Source organism: Streptomyces sp. NPDC020807 (genome assembly GCF_040641575.1).
GTDB lineage: Bacteria > Actinomycetota > Actinomycetes > Streptomycetales > Streptomycetaceae > Streptomyces.
This window is the reverse complement of sequence record NZ_JBFADU010000002.1, coordinates 88,705-104,081: the sequence shown is the minus strand read 5'-3', so window position 1 is coordinate 104,081 and position 15,377 is coordinate 88,705. Positions and strand designations below refer to the sequence as shown.

Below are 15,377 nucleotides of genomic sequence, written 5' to 3'. Positions count from 1 at the left end.
ACCTCGACAGCAACTCCAGGGTTCTCATCGGCTTCGTGCTCACTGTCCCTGCCACTGAATCACAGTGAGCTGTGCACCCGGTACACAGGGTCAGCAAATACTGCCCTCTGTGACTCAAGTCACAGCAGGTCATGGCGGGTCGCGTGCAACCCCCGGGAGAGGTCTGGGCCTAGGGGGTGCCGGTCGCGCCCGGCTCGGGGGCGTCGCGGCCCCGGGGTCCTAGGACCGGCGGGGGATGCCGGACCTGGTCCCGGGGCCCGATGCGGCGCCCGCCGCGCTCGGACTAGCGTGCGGGTGTGCTCCAGACGACCCCTCACCCGCACCTCACCGCTCCGCCGGTCACCGACCTGGCCATCCCTCATGCTGAGGGGGTGAGCAACGACGAGTTCCGCGCGGCGATGTCCCGCCTCGCCGCGGGCGTGGTCCTGGTGACCGCGCACGCGCCCGACGAGGGCCCGCGCGGCGAGGACGTCGGCATGACGGCCACGGCCTTCATGTCGGTCTCGCTCGACCCCCCGCTCGTCCTGGTGAGCCTCCGCAACGGCTCCCGCATGGACGACCTGCTCGCCGAGGTGCCCGTCTGGGCGGTCTCGGTGCTCGCGGAGAGCCAGCGGCAGGTCGCCGGGTGGTTCTCCATGAAGAACCGCGTCAGCGACCGGCTGCTCTTCGACGGCGTGCCGCACACGCGGGGCGCGGCGAGCGGGGCGCCGCTGCTCGACGGGGCGCTGTCGGTCCTGGAGTGCCGGACGGAGAGCCGGGTCGTGGCCGGCGACCACACGCTGGTCGTGGGACGGGTCCTGACGGCCGGTCTGCCGGCGGCGGACGGCAGCGGCCCGCTCACGTACTTCCAGGGCAAGTACCGCCACCTCAGCTGACGGTCTCCCACGGCGGGCATCCACTACCCGAGCTGACGGACTCCCAGGGCGGACTCCCTGAGCCGGGCCGCCGCGCGGGCTCCTCAGCCCCAGTCCCCGCCACCGCGCGACTGGCGCGTGCGCTTCGTCTCCGAGCGCTGCTTCTTCTCCCGCAGCCGCCGCTCGTTGATCCCGCGCGGGATCTTCGTCGCCCTGCGGGGCTTCGGCGGCGGCGCCGTCGCCTCGGCGAGGAGCGCGGCGAGCCGGACGGCCGCCGTCTCGCGGTTGCGCCACTGGGAGCGGTGCTCCGAGGCCCGTACGGAGACGACGCCGTCGACCAGGCGGTCGGCGAGCCGCTCCAGGGCGCGGGCCTTCCACACCTCGGGGAGGGCCGTCGTGGCGGCGAGGTCGAAGCGGAGCTCCACCTTCGAGTCACTCGTGTTGACGTGCTGCCCGCCGGGCCCCGACGACCGCGAGAAACGCCACTGGAGCTCGGCCTCGGGAAGCGAGACGGAGCCGCGGATGGGATACGGACCGGACATGTCATCCATGTTCCCCGGAGGGGCCCCGGGGAGTCATCCTGTTTTCGCGACGCCGCATCCGGGAACCGTGGGCGGCGGAAGCGCGTTTCTCCAGGCGAGCGACGACATCACGTTCACGATGAAAGGGACTTTCCATGGCTGTGAGCCTGTCCAAGGGCGGCAACGTCTCCCTGACCAAGGAGGCCCCCGGCCTCACCGCCGTCACCGTGGGCCTCGGCTGGGACGTCCGCACCACCACCGGCACGGACTTCGACCTCGACGCCTCGGCGATCGGCGTGGACGCGGCCGGCAAGGTCGTCTCCGACGGCCACTTCGTCTTCTTCAACAACAAGTCGACGCCGGACCAGACCATCGTCCACACCGGTGACAACCGCACCGGCGAGGGCGGCGGCGACGACGAGCAGATCAACGTCAACCTCGCGGGCCTCCCGGCGAACGTCGACAAGATCGTCTTCCCGGTCTCCATCTACGACGCGGTCAGCCGCTCGCAGAACTTCGGCCAGGTGCGCAACGCGTACATCCGCATCGTGAACCAGGCCGGCGGCGCCGAGATCGCCCGCTACGACCTCTCCGAGGACGCGGCCGTCGAGACCGCCATGGTCTTCGGCGAGCTCTACCGCAACGGCGCCGAGTGGAAGTTCCGCGCGGTCGGCCAGGGCTACGCCTCGGGCCTGGAGGGCATCGCCCGCGACTTCGGCGTGAACCTGTAACACCCGCGGTCCCGCACCGTGTCGAGCCCCGGCCGGGTTTCCCGGCCGGGGCTCTACGCTGCCCGCGTGATCGTCGAAACGCTCGCCCCCAAGACCCGGGAGGACGGCGCCGCCCTCCCCGGCCCGCTGCTCACCGAACTCACCGCGCTCTACGCGTCGAACGTGGAGTTCCACGAACTCGGCGGCGACTTCCCCGACCCCGCCGACGTCCGCCCCGAGCAGGTCGCCGCCGCCCTCGCCGACGACCTCGCCGACCCGACCGCCGAGGTCCTGCTCGCCCGCTCCGAGGGCCGCCTCGTCGCCCTCGCCGTGACCCTCGGCCGCCACCCGGACCCGGCCGACCCGGACCCCTGGCTCGGCCTGCTCCTCGTCCACGCCGCCGAACACCGCGCGGGCCACGGCCGCCGCCTCGCCGCGTACGTCGAGGACCGCTTCCGCGGACGGGGCCGCACGGGCCTGCGCCTCGCGGTCCTGGAGAACAACCCGAAGGCGCTGGCCTTCTGGACGTCCCTGGGCTACGAGGAGATCGCCCGCCGACCGGACCTGGACCGCGGCCGCCCGTGCGTGGTGCTGCGGAAGGACCTCGCCTGACCGGCGCGGCACGCGCCGGGGCGCCTCCCCCTACGACTCGGCCGGTCGCCCGTCCCCGTACAGCCAGGTCTTCCACAGGGGCGCGAGGTCCTTCCCGGCCACGCTCTCCGCGTACGCCGTGAAGTCCTCCGTCGACGCGTTCGCGTGGCGGTACTTCGCGGGCCAGCCGCGGAGGATCTCGTCGAAGACCTCGTCCCCGACCGTCTCGCGCAGCTTGTGGAGGACCATCGCACCGCGCTGGTAGACGGGCGGGTCGAAGAGGTTCGCGGCCGCGGGCGGGGCGGCGGGCGGGAAGGCCCAGTTGGCGTCCTGGGCGTAGGCGCGGTCGAAGTGCGTCCGGGCGGGGACGTCCTCGTACTCCTCCGTGTACAGCCATTCGGCGTACGTGGCGAAGCCCTCGTTCAGCCACAGGTCCTGCCAGGTCTCCGGCGTGACCGAGTTGCCGAACCACTGGTGGGCCAGCTCGTGGACGAGGGTCGTGCGGTCGAAGGAGGCTGCCGGGAAGACGGGCCGGGTCTGGGTCTCCAGGGCGTACCCGAGGGTGCCGTCCTCGGTGACGATCGCCCCGGCGGCCGAGAACGGGTAGGCGCCGAAACGCTTCACCTGCCGGGAGACGATCTCCGGGATCTCGCCCCGCAGCGCCGCGCTGGCCGCGGCGACCGGCCGTTCGGCGGCGGTGAGGACGGGCAGCGCACCGGGGCCGGTCGCCGACGCCGTGTCGTACCGGCCGATGGCGACGGTCGCGAGATAGCTCGCCATCGGCTCGGCGGTGTGCCACACGGACGTCACCCGGCCGTCCGGGTCCTTCCGCAGCTCGCTCCGCACGCCGTTCGACAGCGCTTCGAGACCGGCGGGGACGGTGAGCCGGATGTCGTACGCGGCCTTGTCGGAAGGGTGGTGGTTGCCGGGGAACCAGGTCATCGACCCCTCGGGTTCGCCGACCGCGACCGCGCCGCCGTCGGTGCGCAGCCAGCCCTCCGTCGAGCCGTCCGCGTCGGTGATCGGCTCCGGTACACCCGAATAGGTGATGCCGACGGTGAACTCGTCGCCTTCGCGGAGGTCGTCGTGGGGACGGAGCGTCAGCTCGTCGCCCGCCCTGTTCCACGCGGCGGTGGCGCCGTCCACCTGCGCGCCGGTGACGGTGAGCCCGGCGAGGTCGAGGTTGAAGGCGCTCAGGTCCTGGGTGGCGCGCGCGGTGATCTCGGCGCTGCCGTCGAGCCGCCCGCTCGCCGGGTCGTAGGCGAGGGTCAGGTCGTAGTGGCGCACGTCGTAGCCGCCGTTGCCGAGCTTCGGGAAGTACGGGTCCCGCACCCCGGCGGACCCGGGAGTGCCCCGTACGCCGGTGGCCGCTTCGGCGCAGCCGCCCGCGAGGACGGCGAGGGCGAGGACGGCCGCCGCGGCGGCGGTGCGGTGGCTCTGGATCACGTACCGAATCCTAGGCAGTGCTCCCATCCCGTACGAAAACGGGCATGCGGAAACGGTGATGGCGCCCGACGGGGGAACCGGACGCCATCACCAGCTGTGAGGTGTTACCGCGGGAACGGGGCCGTTCAGTTGGCGAGGGCCGCGACGCCCGCCTGGGCGAACTTCTCGTCCAGGTCGCCCGACGGGGCACCCGCGACACCGATGCCCGCGATCGGCGCGCCCTTGGCGGTCACCGGGGCGCCACCGGCGAGGAAGAGGGTGCCGGGGATGTCCTTCAGGGTCGGCGCGCCCGCGAGACGGCCCGCGAGGACGGAGGTGGGGGCGTTCCAGGAGACGGCGGTGTACGCCTTGCGCTCGGCCGACTCGTAGGACTGCGGGCCGGCGCCGTCGCCGCGCAGGGTGACGATGGTGTTGCCGTTGCGGTCGACGACGGCGACGGAGACCCGCTGGTTCTCCTTCTCGGCGGCGTCCAGCGTGGCCTGCGCGGCCTTCGTGGCGGCCTCGATCGTGAGGTGCGTCGACTGCTGGAGGTTGTCGTTGCCGGCGTCGGCGCGGACGACGGCGGCGGGGGCGGCGGCCGGGGCGGAGGCGTTCGCGGAGACGGCGCCGAAGGTACCGGCGGCGACGACAGCGGCAGCGGTGGCACCGAAGAGGATCTTCTTCATGGGAGAACTCCGTGATGTTCCGTGAGGTGAGGGAGGAGGTGGAGGCGGGTGCCCCGTTCGCTCTGGTATCCATCCTGTGGCCGCGCCCGGGGCCATCCGGTCCACGGTCCGGCTGCCCTCCTCACGCACACTGGAGGACGGGCGGGTCAGCCGATCGGTTGATGCCGGTCTGGTCCCCTTGGGTCAGGATGGAGAGATAGCCCCAGGTCAGAGACGTACAGCAGGCACACCAGGGGCACACCGGAGCGAAGGGAAGGCCGGCAGGTGACCGTGACCCAGCCGCCCGCCGGCACCGCCGAGGGAACCGCCGACCAGGACCCCGACGCCCCCTGGCTCGCCCGCGTCATGCACATCGCGTTCTTCCTCCTCCTCGGCGCCTCCCTCGCCCGCTTCCTCCTCCGGCACCCCTGGGAAGCCCGCAGCCCCTGGATCATCGCCCTCTCCGGCGCGCTCGCCTCCCTCTACGTCCTCGGCCCCGTCCTCGGCACCCGCGCCGCCCCGCGCCGGATCGCCTGGCTCGGCACGGTCGTCGCCGTCTGGATCGTCCTCGTCGTCCTCGCGCCCAGCTTCGCCTGGTGCGCGGTGCCGCTCTTCTACACCGGCCTGCGCACCCTCCCGCCGCGCGCCGCACTCGGCCTCGTCGTCCTGCTCACCGCCTTCGTGGTCTTCGCGCAGGTGCAGCTCGCGCACGGCGGCTGGGACCCGAACCTGGTCGTCGCGCCGCCGGCCGTCGCCGCCATCGCGACGGGCGTGTTCGTGTACTCGGACCGGCAGGCCGCCCGGCAGCGGGCGCTCATCGACGACCTCATCCGCACCCGCCGCGAACTCGCCGCCATCGAGCGCCGCGAGGGCACGCTCGCCGAGCGCCAGCGCCTCTCCATGGAGATCCACGACACCCTCGCGCAGGGCCTGTCCAGCCAGCAGATGCTGCTCCAGGCGGCCGACCGCACGTGGGACAGCGACCCGGGGACCGCACGCCGCCACGTCCGTACGGCCGAGTCGATCGCCGAACGGAACCTCGCCGAGGCCCGCCGCTTCGTCCACGACCTCGCCCCCGCCGACCTCGCCGAGGGCGGCGGCCTCGAGGAGGCGCTGCGGGGCCTCGCGGCGCGGGAGTCCGCCGAGTTCCGGGTCGACGGGTCGCCGGTGCCGCTGCCCGACCGCGCGCAGTCGGCGCTCCTGCGGATCGCGCAGGGCGCCCTCGCGAACATCCGCGAGCACGCGGGCGCGACCTCCGCCGCCCTGACCCTGACCTACCTCGACGACCTCGTCGTCCTCGACATCGCCGACGACGGCCACGGCTTCGACCCTGCGCTCGCCCGCCCCGACCGGAGCGACCGCGGCCACGGGCTGCCCGCGATGCGGGTCCGCGCGCAGCAGCTCGGCGGCACGCTCACCGTCGAGTCCGCCCCCGGCGAGGGCACGGTCCTCTCGGCGTCCATCCCCCTGACCCCCGCCTCCGACCCCGCCTCCACCCCCACCCTGGAGTCCTGATGTCCGTACGGATCCTCCTCTGCGACGACCACGTCGTCGTCCGCGCCGGCCTGCTCGCCCTCCTCGGCAGCACCCCCGACATCGAGGTCGTCGGCGAGGCCGGCAGCGGCGAGGAGGCCGTCGCGATGGCCGCGAAGCTGAAGCCCGACGTCGTCCTGATGGACCTCCAGCTCGGGGCGGGCATCGACGGGGTGGAGGCCACCCGCAGGATCGCGCCCACCGGCGTCCACGTCCTCGTCCTCACCACGTACGACACGGACGCGGACATCACGCGCGCGATCGAGGCGGGCGCGACCGGCTACCTCCTCAAGGCCGAGCGGCCCGAGGAGCTGTTCGCCGCCATCCACTCCGCCGCACAGGGCCGCACCGCGCTGTCGCCGCCGGTCGCGAGCCGCGTCATGGACCGGATGCGGGGCGCGGCGGGCCCCTCGCTCACCGACCGGGAGCGGGACATCCTCGGCCAGCTCGGGCGCGGGCTCGGCAACCGGGAGATCGCGCGGGCGCTGTTCATCAGCGAGGCGACGGTGAAGACGCACCTGGGCCGGATCTACGCGAAGCTCGGCGTCGACACCCGGGCGGGCGCCGTGGCCGTGGCGAAGGAGCGCCGTCTCCTCCCGTAACTCCTGCTACCGTGCGTGGCCATCCGACCGCACCATGTGACGTGGCGGTCTCAGTCTCCGTGGGAGCGCACGTGAAGCTCGCCATCGTCGGCGGTGGCCCCGCCGGCCTGTACCTCTCGATCCTGCTGAAGCGGCAGGACCCGTCGCACGACATCACCGTGTACGAGCGGAACCCGGAGGGTTCCACGTACGGCTGGGGCGTCACCTACTGGGCCGGGCTCCTCGACAAGCTGCGCGCGGGCGACCCCGAGTCCGCGGCGGCCGTCGCGGAGGCGTCGGTGACGTGGAACGACGGGGTCGCGATCGTCCGCGACGAACGGACGGTGCACCGGGGCGACGCGGGCTTCGGCATCGGCCGCCGCAAGATGCTCATGCTGCTCGCCGACCGGGCCGAGGAGCTCGGGGTCACGGTCACCTTCGAGCACGACATCACCGGGCCCGACGCCCCGGAACTGGCCGACGCCGACCTGGTCGTGGCCGCCGACGGAGTGAACAGCGTGCTGCGGGAGGCGTACGCGGAACACTTCGGCAGCACGACGACGGCGGGCCGGAACCAGTACATCTGGCTCGGCACGACGAAGGTCTTCGACTCGTTCAGCTTCGCGTTCAAGGAGACGGAGCACGGCTGGATCTGGTGCTACGCGTACGGGTTCAGCGGCGAGCGGTCCACGTGCGTCGTCGAGTGCTCCCCCGCCACCTGGAAGGGCCTCGGCCTGGACACGGCCGACGAGCCCGACACCCTCACCCTCCTGGAGAAGCTCTTCCACGACCTCCTCGACGGCCACGAGCTGATCGGCCGGGCACAGGCGGACGGGGCCCCGCAGTGGCTCACCTTCCGCACGCTCACCAACCGGGTCTGGCACCGCGGCAACCTCGTCCTCCTCGGCGACGCCGCCCACACCACCCACTACTCGATCGGCGCGGGCACGACACTCGCCCTGGAGGACGCGCTCGCCCTGGCGGCGGCGCTCCGCGACCCCGCCGACGGCCTGGACGCGGCGCTCACCACGTACGGGAAGCGGCGCCGCGCCGAACTCGTCTCGGCGCAGAGCGCGGCCCGGTACAGCGCGCAGTGGTACGAGAACCTCCCCCGCTACATGCGTCTGGAGCCGTCCCGGATGTTCGCCCTCCTGGGCCAGCGCCACTCGCCGCTGCTGCCGCACATCCCGCCGCAGCTGTACTACCGCATCGACAGGGCGGCCGAGCAGCTGGAACCCCTGCGGCGCCTGAAGCGGTGGCTGGGCCCGCGGGTCGCGAAGGCGGTCCACGGCCGCCGCTGACGTCGGGCGGCCCCCGCCATGACACCATCGACAGGTGCTCGACATCGGCTACTCCCTCTCCCGACGCTTCCCCGACCCGCCGCAGACCGACTACCGGCGGGCGGACGTCCACGCGCTGCGGCACGACCTCTTCTGCGGGGACGTGTACCTCGCGGACACCGAGACGGACCGCGAGGTGTCCACAGCCTGGGGATGGGTGCCGGTGCTCGACTTCGCGTGGGCGCTGTGCGACATCGTCGAGCAGCTCGACAAGGACCCGCGCGGCAGCCGGGCGGCGCAGCCGCAGTACGCGGAGCTCGACTTCACCGAGTCCTCGGACCGGATGCTCTTCGAGCGGCGGTTCGGGTGGGTGGACGTCGAGGCGGACTGGATGCCGGGGGAGGAACCGCCGGTCACCTTCAACCACGCGGAGCTGCGCCGGGAGGCGCGGGACTTCCTCCACGACCTGATCGCCGACCTCACGGACATGCACGAGGGCCTGGCCGACAACCCCGCCGTCTGGACCCTCCAGTCCCGCTTCCCCCGAGTCGCCTAGACCGCCACCGGACGCGCCCGCCCACCTGCCCGCCCGCGCCCGTGGGCGGGCGCCCGGGTCCCCGGCGACGCGCCCTCAGTCCTCCACGTGGAGGCCGAAGTGGGCGGCCAACGTCGGCGCCAGGTCCAGAAGTTGCGTCGTGGAGATGCGCGCGCCCGCCAGCGCGTCGACCCCCCGCGCGACATCCAGCCGCCGCACCCCCCGCAGATCGACGTCCTTCATCCGCACCCCCGAGAAGTCCGCGCCCACCATCACGCAGTCCACGAACTCCACCCGCTCCAGCACCGCACCCCCGAAGTCCGGCTCACCCAGCACGCACCCCTCGAACACGACGTCCTTGAGCCGCGCCGCCCGCAGGTTCAGGTAGTCGCTCTTCCCTCCCCGCACCACCACCCGCTCCAGCACCGCCCCGTGCAGCTGCGCCCCGCCGAGCCGCGCCTCCACGAGCTCCACGTCCCGGAACTGCGCCCCCGACAGGTCGGTCCCCACTCCCCGTACCCCCGTGAGCGTCGAGTCGAGGAACCGCGCTCTCGTCAGCCGCGCCTCGTCGAGCCCGCAGTCGCGCAGCGCGCAGTCCAGGAAGCGGGCGCCTTCGCCGGACTGCCCGGTCAGGTCGAGGCCGGCCAGTTCCAGGCCGTCGTAGTCGCCGTCCGGTTCGAGACCGCCGACGTACTCCCGCAGCGGGGGCAGCCGCAGCTCCGGCCGTCGCGCACGCGTCGTCGTCTTCTTCTTCGCCATGCCCCCATCGTCGGGGACGGCACTGACACCCACCCGATGTCACAAACCCGGCCGTCCGATCCGTCCACTCCCTGACGACCGCGACCGCGGCCTCGACCGCGACCTCAGGAGACGACATGCGCAAGCTCACGATCATCGGCGCCGGCTTCGCCGGGCTCACCGCCGCCATCACGGCCGCCGAGGCCGGCGCCAGGGTGACCGTGTACGAGGCCCACCGGGCCCCCGGCGGCCGCGCCCGCACCGCCGAGGGCCCGTACCGCACCAACGAGGGCCCCCACGCCCTCTACAACGGCGGCCCCCACTGGACCTGGCTCACCCGGCGCGGACTGGTCCGCAAGGAGGACATCGCCACCCTCCCGCCCGCCGAACTCCTCCGCTTCCGCCTCCACCAGGACGGCGCCCTCCGCCGCGTCCCCCCGCTCGGCCTCCTCCGGCTCGCCCGCCGCGCCCCCGAGCAGGCCCCCGTGGACGTCGACTTCCACACCTGGGCCCGCGGCCTCGTCGGCGAGCGGGCGGCCCGTCAGGCCGCCGCGTACAGCGCCGTCGCGCTGTTCCACCACGACCCGGGCGCCCTCTCCGCCCGCTTCGTGCAGGAGCGCCTGCACCGCGCCGCCGCCCTCCCGCCCGAGGCGCAGTACCTCCGCGGCGGCTGGGGCGCGCTCATCGAGCGGATGGTGGCCCGCGCGTGGGAGGCGGGCGTGCGGATCGAGACCTCGGCCCGGGTCGACACGCTGCCGGCCGACGGCGGCGGCCCCGTCGTCGTCGCCACCGCCCTGCCCGCCGCCGCGCGTCTCCTCGGCGACCCGTCCCTGACCTGGGAGAGCGGTCGTACGGTCCTGTTCGACCTGGCCCTGCGCACCCGCAAGGGCGATCCCTTCGTCGTCTCCGACCTGGACGCGCCCGGCTGGATCGAGCGGTTCACGGCCCAGGACCCGTCCCTCGCCCCCGCCGGTCAGCAGTTGATCCAGGCGCAGCTGCCGGTCGGGCCGGACGCGGCCAAGGCGGACGGCGTCGCCCACGCCGAACGCCTCCTCGACCTCGCGTTCCCCGGCTGGCGCGAGCGGACCGTCTGGCGGCGCGAGGCCGTCTCCCAGGGCCGTACGGGCGCGGTCGACCGCCCCGGCACCACCTGGCGCGACCGGCCGGCCGTGGACCGGGGCGACGGGGTCTACCTGGTGGGCGACCAGGTGGCGGCGCCCGGGGTGCTGTCGGAGGTGTCGTTCACGAGCGCGATCGAGGCCGTCTCCCTGGCCATGAAGAGCGAGACGCTTGACCTCAAGCGCGCTTGAGGTCGCACGCTCGGCATCACGGGATCACGGGATCACGGGAGCACCGCCGGCCGTCCCACCGCCCACCGCCCACCGCCCACCGCCCACGAAAGCGAGTGTGCCCCCATGCACGCCATCCGGCTCCACGCCTTCGGCCCCGCCGAGAACCTCACCTACGAGCGGGCTCCCGACCCCGCCCCGGCCCCCGGCCAGGTCCGCGTCCGCGTCGCCGCGGCCGGCGTGCACCTCCTCGACACCGCGCTCCGCCAGGGCGCGCCGGGGCCCTTCCCGGCCCCCGCCGAACTCCCCACGATCCCCGGCCGCGAGGTCGCGGGCACGGTCGACGCCCTCGGCGAGGGCACCGACCCGTCCTGGCTGGGGAAACGGGTCGTCGCCCACCTCGGCATGAACCCGGGCGGGTACGCCGAACTCGCCGTCACCGACGCCGCCCGCCTCCACGAACTCCCCGACCACCTCGGCGAGGCGGAGGCCGTCGCGATGATCGGCACGGGCCGTACGACGTTCGGGATCCTCCAGTTCACCGAGCTGGGCCCCGGCTCGACGGCGATCGTCCCGGCCGCCGCGGGCGGCATCGGCACGCTCCTCGTCCAGTACGCGAAGAACGCGGGCGCCACCGTCATCGGCCTCGCGGGCGGCCCCGCCAAGGTCGCCCTCGTCGAGGCGAACGGCGCCGACCTCGCCGTCGACTACACGCTCCCCGGCTGGCCGGAGAAGGTCCGCGCCCACCTCGACGAGACGGGCCGCGGCGCCGCCACCGTCGTCTTCGACTCGGTCGGCGGCGACACCGGCCGCGCCGCCGTCGACCTCCTCGGCGCGGGCGGACAGCACGTCGTCTTCGGCTGGTCGGGCTCCGGCGGCGGACTCCACGACGGCGAGCCGCTGACCTTCACGCCCGAGGAGCTCGCCGGACGCGGCATCACCTCCGAGTCCGTCCTCGGACCCGTCATGCTCCAGAAGGCGGGCGGCGACATCCGTACGCTCGAACTCGCCGCCCTCGCCGCCGCGGCCGACGGCACCCTCCGCCCGGCGGTCCACCGCTTCCCGCTCGCGAAGGCGGCGGAGGCCCATCGCGCCCTGGAGAACCGGGGCACGACGGGCAAGGTCGTCCTGATCCCCTAGAGGGGCGCGGGCTCAGCCCGGGGCGCGCGGGCTCAGACCCCGACGACGTCCCACGAGTGCGCCTTGAACTCCTTCTGGAACTCCTCGTGGTCCTCCCACATCCGCGCCGCCGACCGCAGCACGTCCCAGTTGTGCTCAAGGGCCTGGTCCACGACGGGCCGCAGCTCCGGCGACGACTCCCGCTTCTCGACGAGGCCCTTCACCGCCGACGCGGCCTGCACGGTGTAGCGGAGGGCGCGCAGGGCGCGGGAGGTGTCGTCCATCCCGAAGCCGTGGTCCTTGCCGTTGGCCGGGTCGAAGAGGGGCGTGAGGCGTGCCTCGATGAAGTCGGTGATCCGCTGAAAACGCTGCTCGATATCCATGGCACCTTCCTACCGCACCCGCCCTACAGCACCCCCGCCCCGCCCCCGAGCTCCGCGAGCGCCTTGTCCGTCAGGCGGTAGACGGTCCACTCGTCCTGAGGGCGGGCGCCGAGGGACTCGTAGAAGTCGATCGCCGGCGTGTTCCAGTCGAGGACGGACCACTCCAGGCGCTCGTACCCCCGGTCGACGCAGATCCGGGCGAGCTCGCGCAGCAGCGCCTTGCCGTGGCCGCCGCCGCGCGCCTCCGGACGGACGTACAGGTCCTCCAGGTAGATGCCGTGGACTCCGCGCCAGGTCGAGAAGTTGAGGAACCAGAGCGCGAAGCCGGCGATCTCGCCGTCGTCGGTCTCGGCGATGTGCGCGAACGCGGCGGGGTGGGGCCCGAAGAGCGCCTCGTGGAGCTGGTCCGTGGTGGTGCGGACCTCGTGGAGCGCCTTCTCGTACGCGGCGAGGTCGCGGACCATGGCGAAGATGACGGGCACGTCGGCGGGGGTGGCGGTACGAATCATGGGGCCACTGTCCCACCTGGCATCCGCCGGCCCCCGCCCGAGCACGACCGAGCGCGACCGAGCACGCCCGAGCACGACGGAGCGCGACCAGGCCGGCCGGCGCCGGGATCAGACCCCGGCGTCCCGCAGCGCCGCCGCGAACCCGTCCGCGTCGTACAGCGCGTTCCCGGCCGGCAGCGCCGTCCCGTCGACCAGGACCGTCGGGGTGCCGCCCACGCCCGCGTCCTCGAAGGCCTTCCCGGCGTCCGCGACCCACTGCCTGTACGTGTCGTCCCGCACGGCCTTGTCGAAGGCGTCGCTCCGCAGCCCCTCCACCTGGTCGGCGATCCGGAGCAGGTGGTCGACGGAGAAGCCGTCCTCGGACTCGCCGGCCGGCTGGGAGGCGAACAGGGCCGCCTGGAACGCGGCGAACCCGCCGGTCCCCGCGTCCGCCGCCGCGCGCAGCGCGTTCGCGGCGCGCGCCGAGGCCGTGCCGCCGGTGCGGGCGTCCAGGAAGGAGGCGATGACGTACTCGACGCGCACGTTCCCCGCCGCCGCCTCGTCGGCGAGGACCGTCCCGGCGCTCGCCTCGAACTTCGCGCAGTAGCCGCACCGGGGGTCGACGTAGACGGTGACGGTGTGCGGGGCCTTCGCCCGCCCGACGACGATCTTCGTACCCTCCACGGCCGCCGGGAGCTTCGCGAGCACCTCCGCGTGGTCGTCGGGGACCACGGTCACGGCCGCCGCGGCCGCCGCCCCGCTCTCCGTACCGCCCGAACAGCCCACGGCCGCAAGCCCGATGAGCCCGGCCGCGAGGGCGGCGGCGACGACGCGGCGGGTCCTGCGTGCGGGCATGGCGGAGTCCTTCCGGAACAACGAAATCCGTGCGCGCCCACACGACGGAACGGACGCGGCACTCACCCCCGAACCTAGGCCGCCACCAGCCGCGGAGCCCTCGCCGAAAGCCCTGTATCCAGGGGACCAAGGCCCCCGGTAACGTCCCGCCCACGCACCCGGAAGAGGGATACACATGAGTACGGTCAACGGCGGCATTTCGTTCTGGTACGCGCAGGAGGGCGCCCCCGCACCCCGCGAACCGCTCCCCGGAGACACCACGGCCGACGTCTGCATCGTGGGCGGCGGCTACACAGGCCTGTGGACCGCCTACTACCTGAAGAAGGCCGTCCCCTTCCTGAACATCACGGTCCTGGAGGCCAAGTTCTGCGGGTACGGGGCCTCCGGCCGCAACGGCGGCTGGCTCTACAACGGCATCGCGGGCCGCGCCCGCTACGCCAAGCTCCACGGCCACGAGGCCGCCCTCCGCCTCCAGCAGGCGATGAACGCGACCGTCACCGAGGTCGTCGAGGTCTGCGAGGCGGAGAAGATCGACGCCGACCTCCACCGGGGCGGCGTCCTGGAGGTCGCCCTCTCCCCCGCGCAGCTCGCCCGCCTGAAGGAGTTCCACGAGACCGAGCTGTCGTACGGCGAGACCGACCGCACCTTCCACGGCGCCCGCGAGACCGCCGAACGCATCCGCGTCACCGGCGCCGTCGGCTCCTCCTGGACCCCGCACGGCGCCCGCCTGCACCCGGTCAAGCTGGTCAAGGGCCTCGCGGACGCCGTCGAGGCGCTCGGCGTCACCATCCACGAGTCGACCCCGGTCACCGAGATCAAGCCGAAGCACGCCATCACCCCGTACGGCACGGTCCGGGCCCCGTACGTACTGCGCTGCACCGAGGGCTTCACGGCCTCCCTGGCGGGCCAGCGCCGCACGTGGCTCCCCATGAACTCCTCGATGATCACCACCGAGCCGCTGACCGACGCCCAGTGGGAGTCGATCGGCTGGGAGGGCCGCGAGACCCTCGGCGACATGGCCCACGCCTACATGTACGCCCAGCGCACCGCCGACGGCCGCATCGCACTCGGCGGCCGGGGCGTCCCGTACCGCTACGGCTCGAAGACCGACAACGACGGCCGCACCCAGCCGCAGACCGTCGAGGCCCTCCGCGAGATCCTGATCCGCTTCTTCCCCCAGCTGGCGGGCGTACGGGTCGACCACGCCTGGTCCGGCGTCCTCGGCGTCCCCCGCGACTGGTGCGCCACCGTCACCCTCGACCGCTCCACGGGCCTCGGCTGGGCCGGCGGCTACGTCGGCTCGGGCGTCGCCACCGCCAACCTCGCGGCCCGCACCCTGCGCGACCTGATCCAGCAGGACTCGGGCCAGTCCGGCCCCACCGACCTGACGTCCCTCCCCTGGGTCAACCACAAGGTCCGCAAGTGGGAACCCGAGCCCCTGCGCTGGCTCGCCGTCCAGACGATGTACGCGGCCTTCCGCGGCGCCGACCGCCGAGAACTGACCAGCCACACGGCGACGACCGACCCGGTCGCGACGATCGCCGACAGGATCTCGGGCCGCCACTGACCGGGAAAGCCCGAGGGCCCCGGACGCATCCCGCGTCCGGGGCCCTCGGCACGTACAGAGCCGCCTGTCGGAATCGAACCGACGACCTCAAGATTACAAGTCAAGCGCTCTAGCCAACTGAGCTAAGGCGGCAGCGGAAGCAGTCTAACCAACCCGGCACGACCTGCGGTCGGAAATCTCACGCACCACGAATTCCCGGGCTTCGAACTACTGACAGAACGCGGCCCGCCGGGTAGCGTCGCC

Annotated in this window: 17 protein-coding genes and 1 tRNA gene; 10 read left to right on the top strand and 8 right to left on the bottom strand. The window is 73.4% G+C overall.

The window, feature by feature from the left end; genetic code table 11:
• The first annotated feature begins 296 nt into the window (after positions 1-296).
• The gene (locus tag AB0G79_RS03530) at positions 297-875 is read left to right on the top strand and encodes a flavin reductase family protein (RefSeq protein ID WP_360799475.1); all 579 of its coding nucleotides are present in this window, start codon (positions 297-299) and stop codon (positions 873-875) included.
• Between the two features lie 83 nt (positions 876-958).
• On the opposite strand, the gene arfB is transcribed toward AB0G79_RS03530, so the two are convergent.
• Positions 959-1,405, bottom strand: coding sequence for an alternative ribosome rescue aminoacyl-tRNA hydrolase ArfB (gene arfB, locus AB0G79_RS03525; RefSeq protein WP_360799472.1), 447 nt, complete (start codon positions 1,403-1,405; stop codon positions 959-961).
• Between the two features lie 125 nt (positions 1,406-1,530).
• On the opposite strand from arfB, the gene AB0G79_RS03520 reads away from it, so the two are divergent.
• Complete coding sequence (locus AB0G79_RS03520) at positions 1,531-2,106, top strand: TerD family protein (RefSeq protein WP_360799469.1); 576 nt, start codon at positions 1,531-1,533, stop codon at positions 2,104-2,106.
• Positions 2,107-2,172: 66 nt separating this feature from the next.
• Positions 2,173-2,697 (top strand): GNAT family N-acetyltransferase, encoded by a 525-nt coding sequence (locus AB0G79_RS03515; RefSeq protein WP_360799466.1) that lies wholly within the window; start codon positions 2,173-2,175, stop codon positions 2,695-2,697.
• Between the two features lie 30 nt (positions 2,698-2,727).
• Here AB0G79_RS03515 and AB0G79_RS03510 read toward each other — a convergent pair whose 3' ends face one another.
• Together AB0G79_RS03510 and AB0G79_RS03505 are read right to left on the bottom strand one after the other, a co-directional pair.
• The gene (locus tag AB0G79_RS03510; RefSeq protein ID WP_360799463.1) at positions 2,728-4,122 is read right to left on the bottom strand and encodes a M1 family metallopeptidase; all 1,395 of its coding nucleotides are present in this window, start codon (positions 4,120-4,122) and stop codon (positions 2,728-2,730) included.
• A 125-nt stretch (positions 4,123-4,247) separates the two neighbouring features.
• A complete protein-coding gene (locus AB0G79_RS03505; RefSeq protein ID WP_360799460.1) occupies positions 4,248-4,787 on the bottom strand; it encodes a heme-binding protein in 540 nt (179 codons plus the stop codon).
• A gap of 345 nt (positions 4,788-5,132) precedes the next feature.
• On the opposite strand from AB0G79_RS03505, the gene AB0G79_RS03500 reads away from it, so the two are divergent.
• The 4 genes from AB0G79_RS03500 (at position 5,133) to AB0G79_RS03485 (ending at position 8,716) form a co-directional block, all read left to right on the top strand.
• Positions 5,133-6,281: a sensor histidine kinase gene (locus AB0G79_RS03500; protein WP_360800557.1), complete on the top strand. Its 1,149-nt coding sequence runs from the start codon at positions 5,133-5,135 to the stop codon at positions 6,279-6,281.
• Positions 6,281-6,901, top strand: a complete 621-nt coding sequence (locus AB0G79_RS03495) for a response regulator transcription factor (protein WP_015035223.1) — start codon at positions 6,281-6,283, stop codon at positions 6,899-6,901. The genes AB0G79_RS03500 and AB0G79_RS03495 overlap by 1 nt, the downstream gene beginning before the upstream one ends.
• A 71-nt stretch (positions 6,902-6,972) precedes the next feature.
• Positions 6,973-8,181: an FAD-dependent monooxygenase gene (locus tag AB0G79_RS03490; protein ID WP_360799457.1), complete on the top strand. Its 1,209-nt coding sequence runs from the start codon at positions 6,973-6,975 to the stop codon at positions 8,179-8,181.
• Between the two features lie 34 nt (positions 8,182-8,215).
• Positions 8,216-8,716 carry a hypothetical protein gene (locus AB0G79_RS03485; RefSeq protein WP_360799454.1) on the top strand — a complete coding sequence of 167 codons (501 nt, stop codon included), beginning with the start codon at positions 8,216-8,218 and terminating at the stop codon, positions 8,714-8,716.
• 75 nt (positions 8,717-8,791) lie between these two features.
• On the opposite strand, the gene AB0G79_RS03480 is transcribed toward AB0G79_RS03485, so the two are convergent.
• Positions 8,792-9,454 carry a pentapeptide repeat-containing protein gene (locus AB0G79_RS03480; RefSeq protein WP_360799451.1) on the bottom strand — a complete coding sequence of 221 codons (663 nt, stop codon included), beginning with the start codon at positions 9,452-9,454 and terminating at the stop codon, positions 8,792-8,794.
• A 116-nt stretch (positions 9,455-9,570) separates the two neighbouring features.
• Between AB0G79_RS03480 and AB0G79_RS03475 the strand changes: the two genes are divergently transcribed.
• Together AB0G79_RS03475 and AB0G79_RS03470 are read left to right on the top strand one after the other, a co-directional pair.
• On the top strand, positions 9,571-10,743 hold the full coding sequence (locus AB0G79_RS03475; protein ID WP_360799448.1) for an NAD(P)-binding protein: 1,173 nt from the start codon (positions 9,571-9,573) through the stop codon (positions 10,741-10,743).
• A 105-nt stretch (positions 10,744-10,848) separates the two neighbouring features.
• Positions 10,849-11,862, top strand: a complete 1,014-nt coding sequence (locus tag AB0G79_RS03470; RefSeq protein WP_360799445.1) for a zinc-binding dehydrogenase — start codon at positions 10,849-10,851, stop codon at positions 11,860-11,862.
• A gap of 32 nt (positions 11,863-11,894) precedes the next feature.
• Here the strand turns inward: AB0G79_RS03470 and AB0G79_RS03465 are convergent, their stop codons facing one another.
• The 3 genes from AB0G79_RS03465 to AB0G79_RS03455 all read right to left on the bottom strand — a co-directional run bounded on the left by AB0G79_RS03465 (position 11,895) and on the right by AB0G79_RS03455 (position 13,567).
• Positions 11,895-12,224, bottom strand: a complete 330-nt coding sequence (locus AB0G79_RS03465) for a hypothetical protein (protein WP_360799442.1) — start codon at positions 12,222-12,224, stop codon at positions 11,895-11,897.
• 23 nt (positions 12,225-12,247) lie between these two features.
• Positions 12,248-12,733 (bottom strand): GNAT family N-acetyltransferase, encoded by a 486-nt coding sequence (locus AB0G79_RS03460; protein WP_360799439.1) that lies wholly within the window; start codon positions 12,731-12,733, stop codon positions 12,248-12,250.
• Positions 12,734-12,841: 108 nt separating this feature from the next.
• Positions 12,842-13,567, bottom strand: coding sequence for a thioredoxin domain-containing protein (locus AB0G79_RS03455; protein ID WP_360799436.1), 726 nt, complete (start codon positions 13,565-13,567; stop codon positions 12,842-12,844).
• A 175-nt stretch (positions 13,568-13,742) separates the two neighbouring features.
• Here AB0G79_RS03455 and AB0G79_RS03450 point away from each other — a divergent pair, with 175 nt between their 5' ends.
• A complete protein-coding gene (locus AB0G79_RS03450) occupies positions 13,743-15,134 on the top strand; it encodes an FAD-binding oxidoreductase (RefSeq protein ID WP_360799433.1) in 1,392 nt (463 codons plus the stop codon).
• 58 nt (positions 15,135-15,192) lie between these two features.
• Here AB0G79_RS03450 and AB0G79_RS03445 read toward each other — a convergent pair.
• A tRNA-Thr gene (locus tag AB0G79_RS03445) sits at positions 15,193-15,266 on the bottom strand.
• Positions 15,267-15,377: the final 111 nt, after the last annotated feature.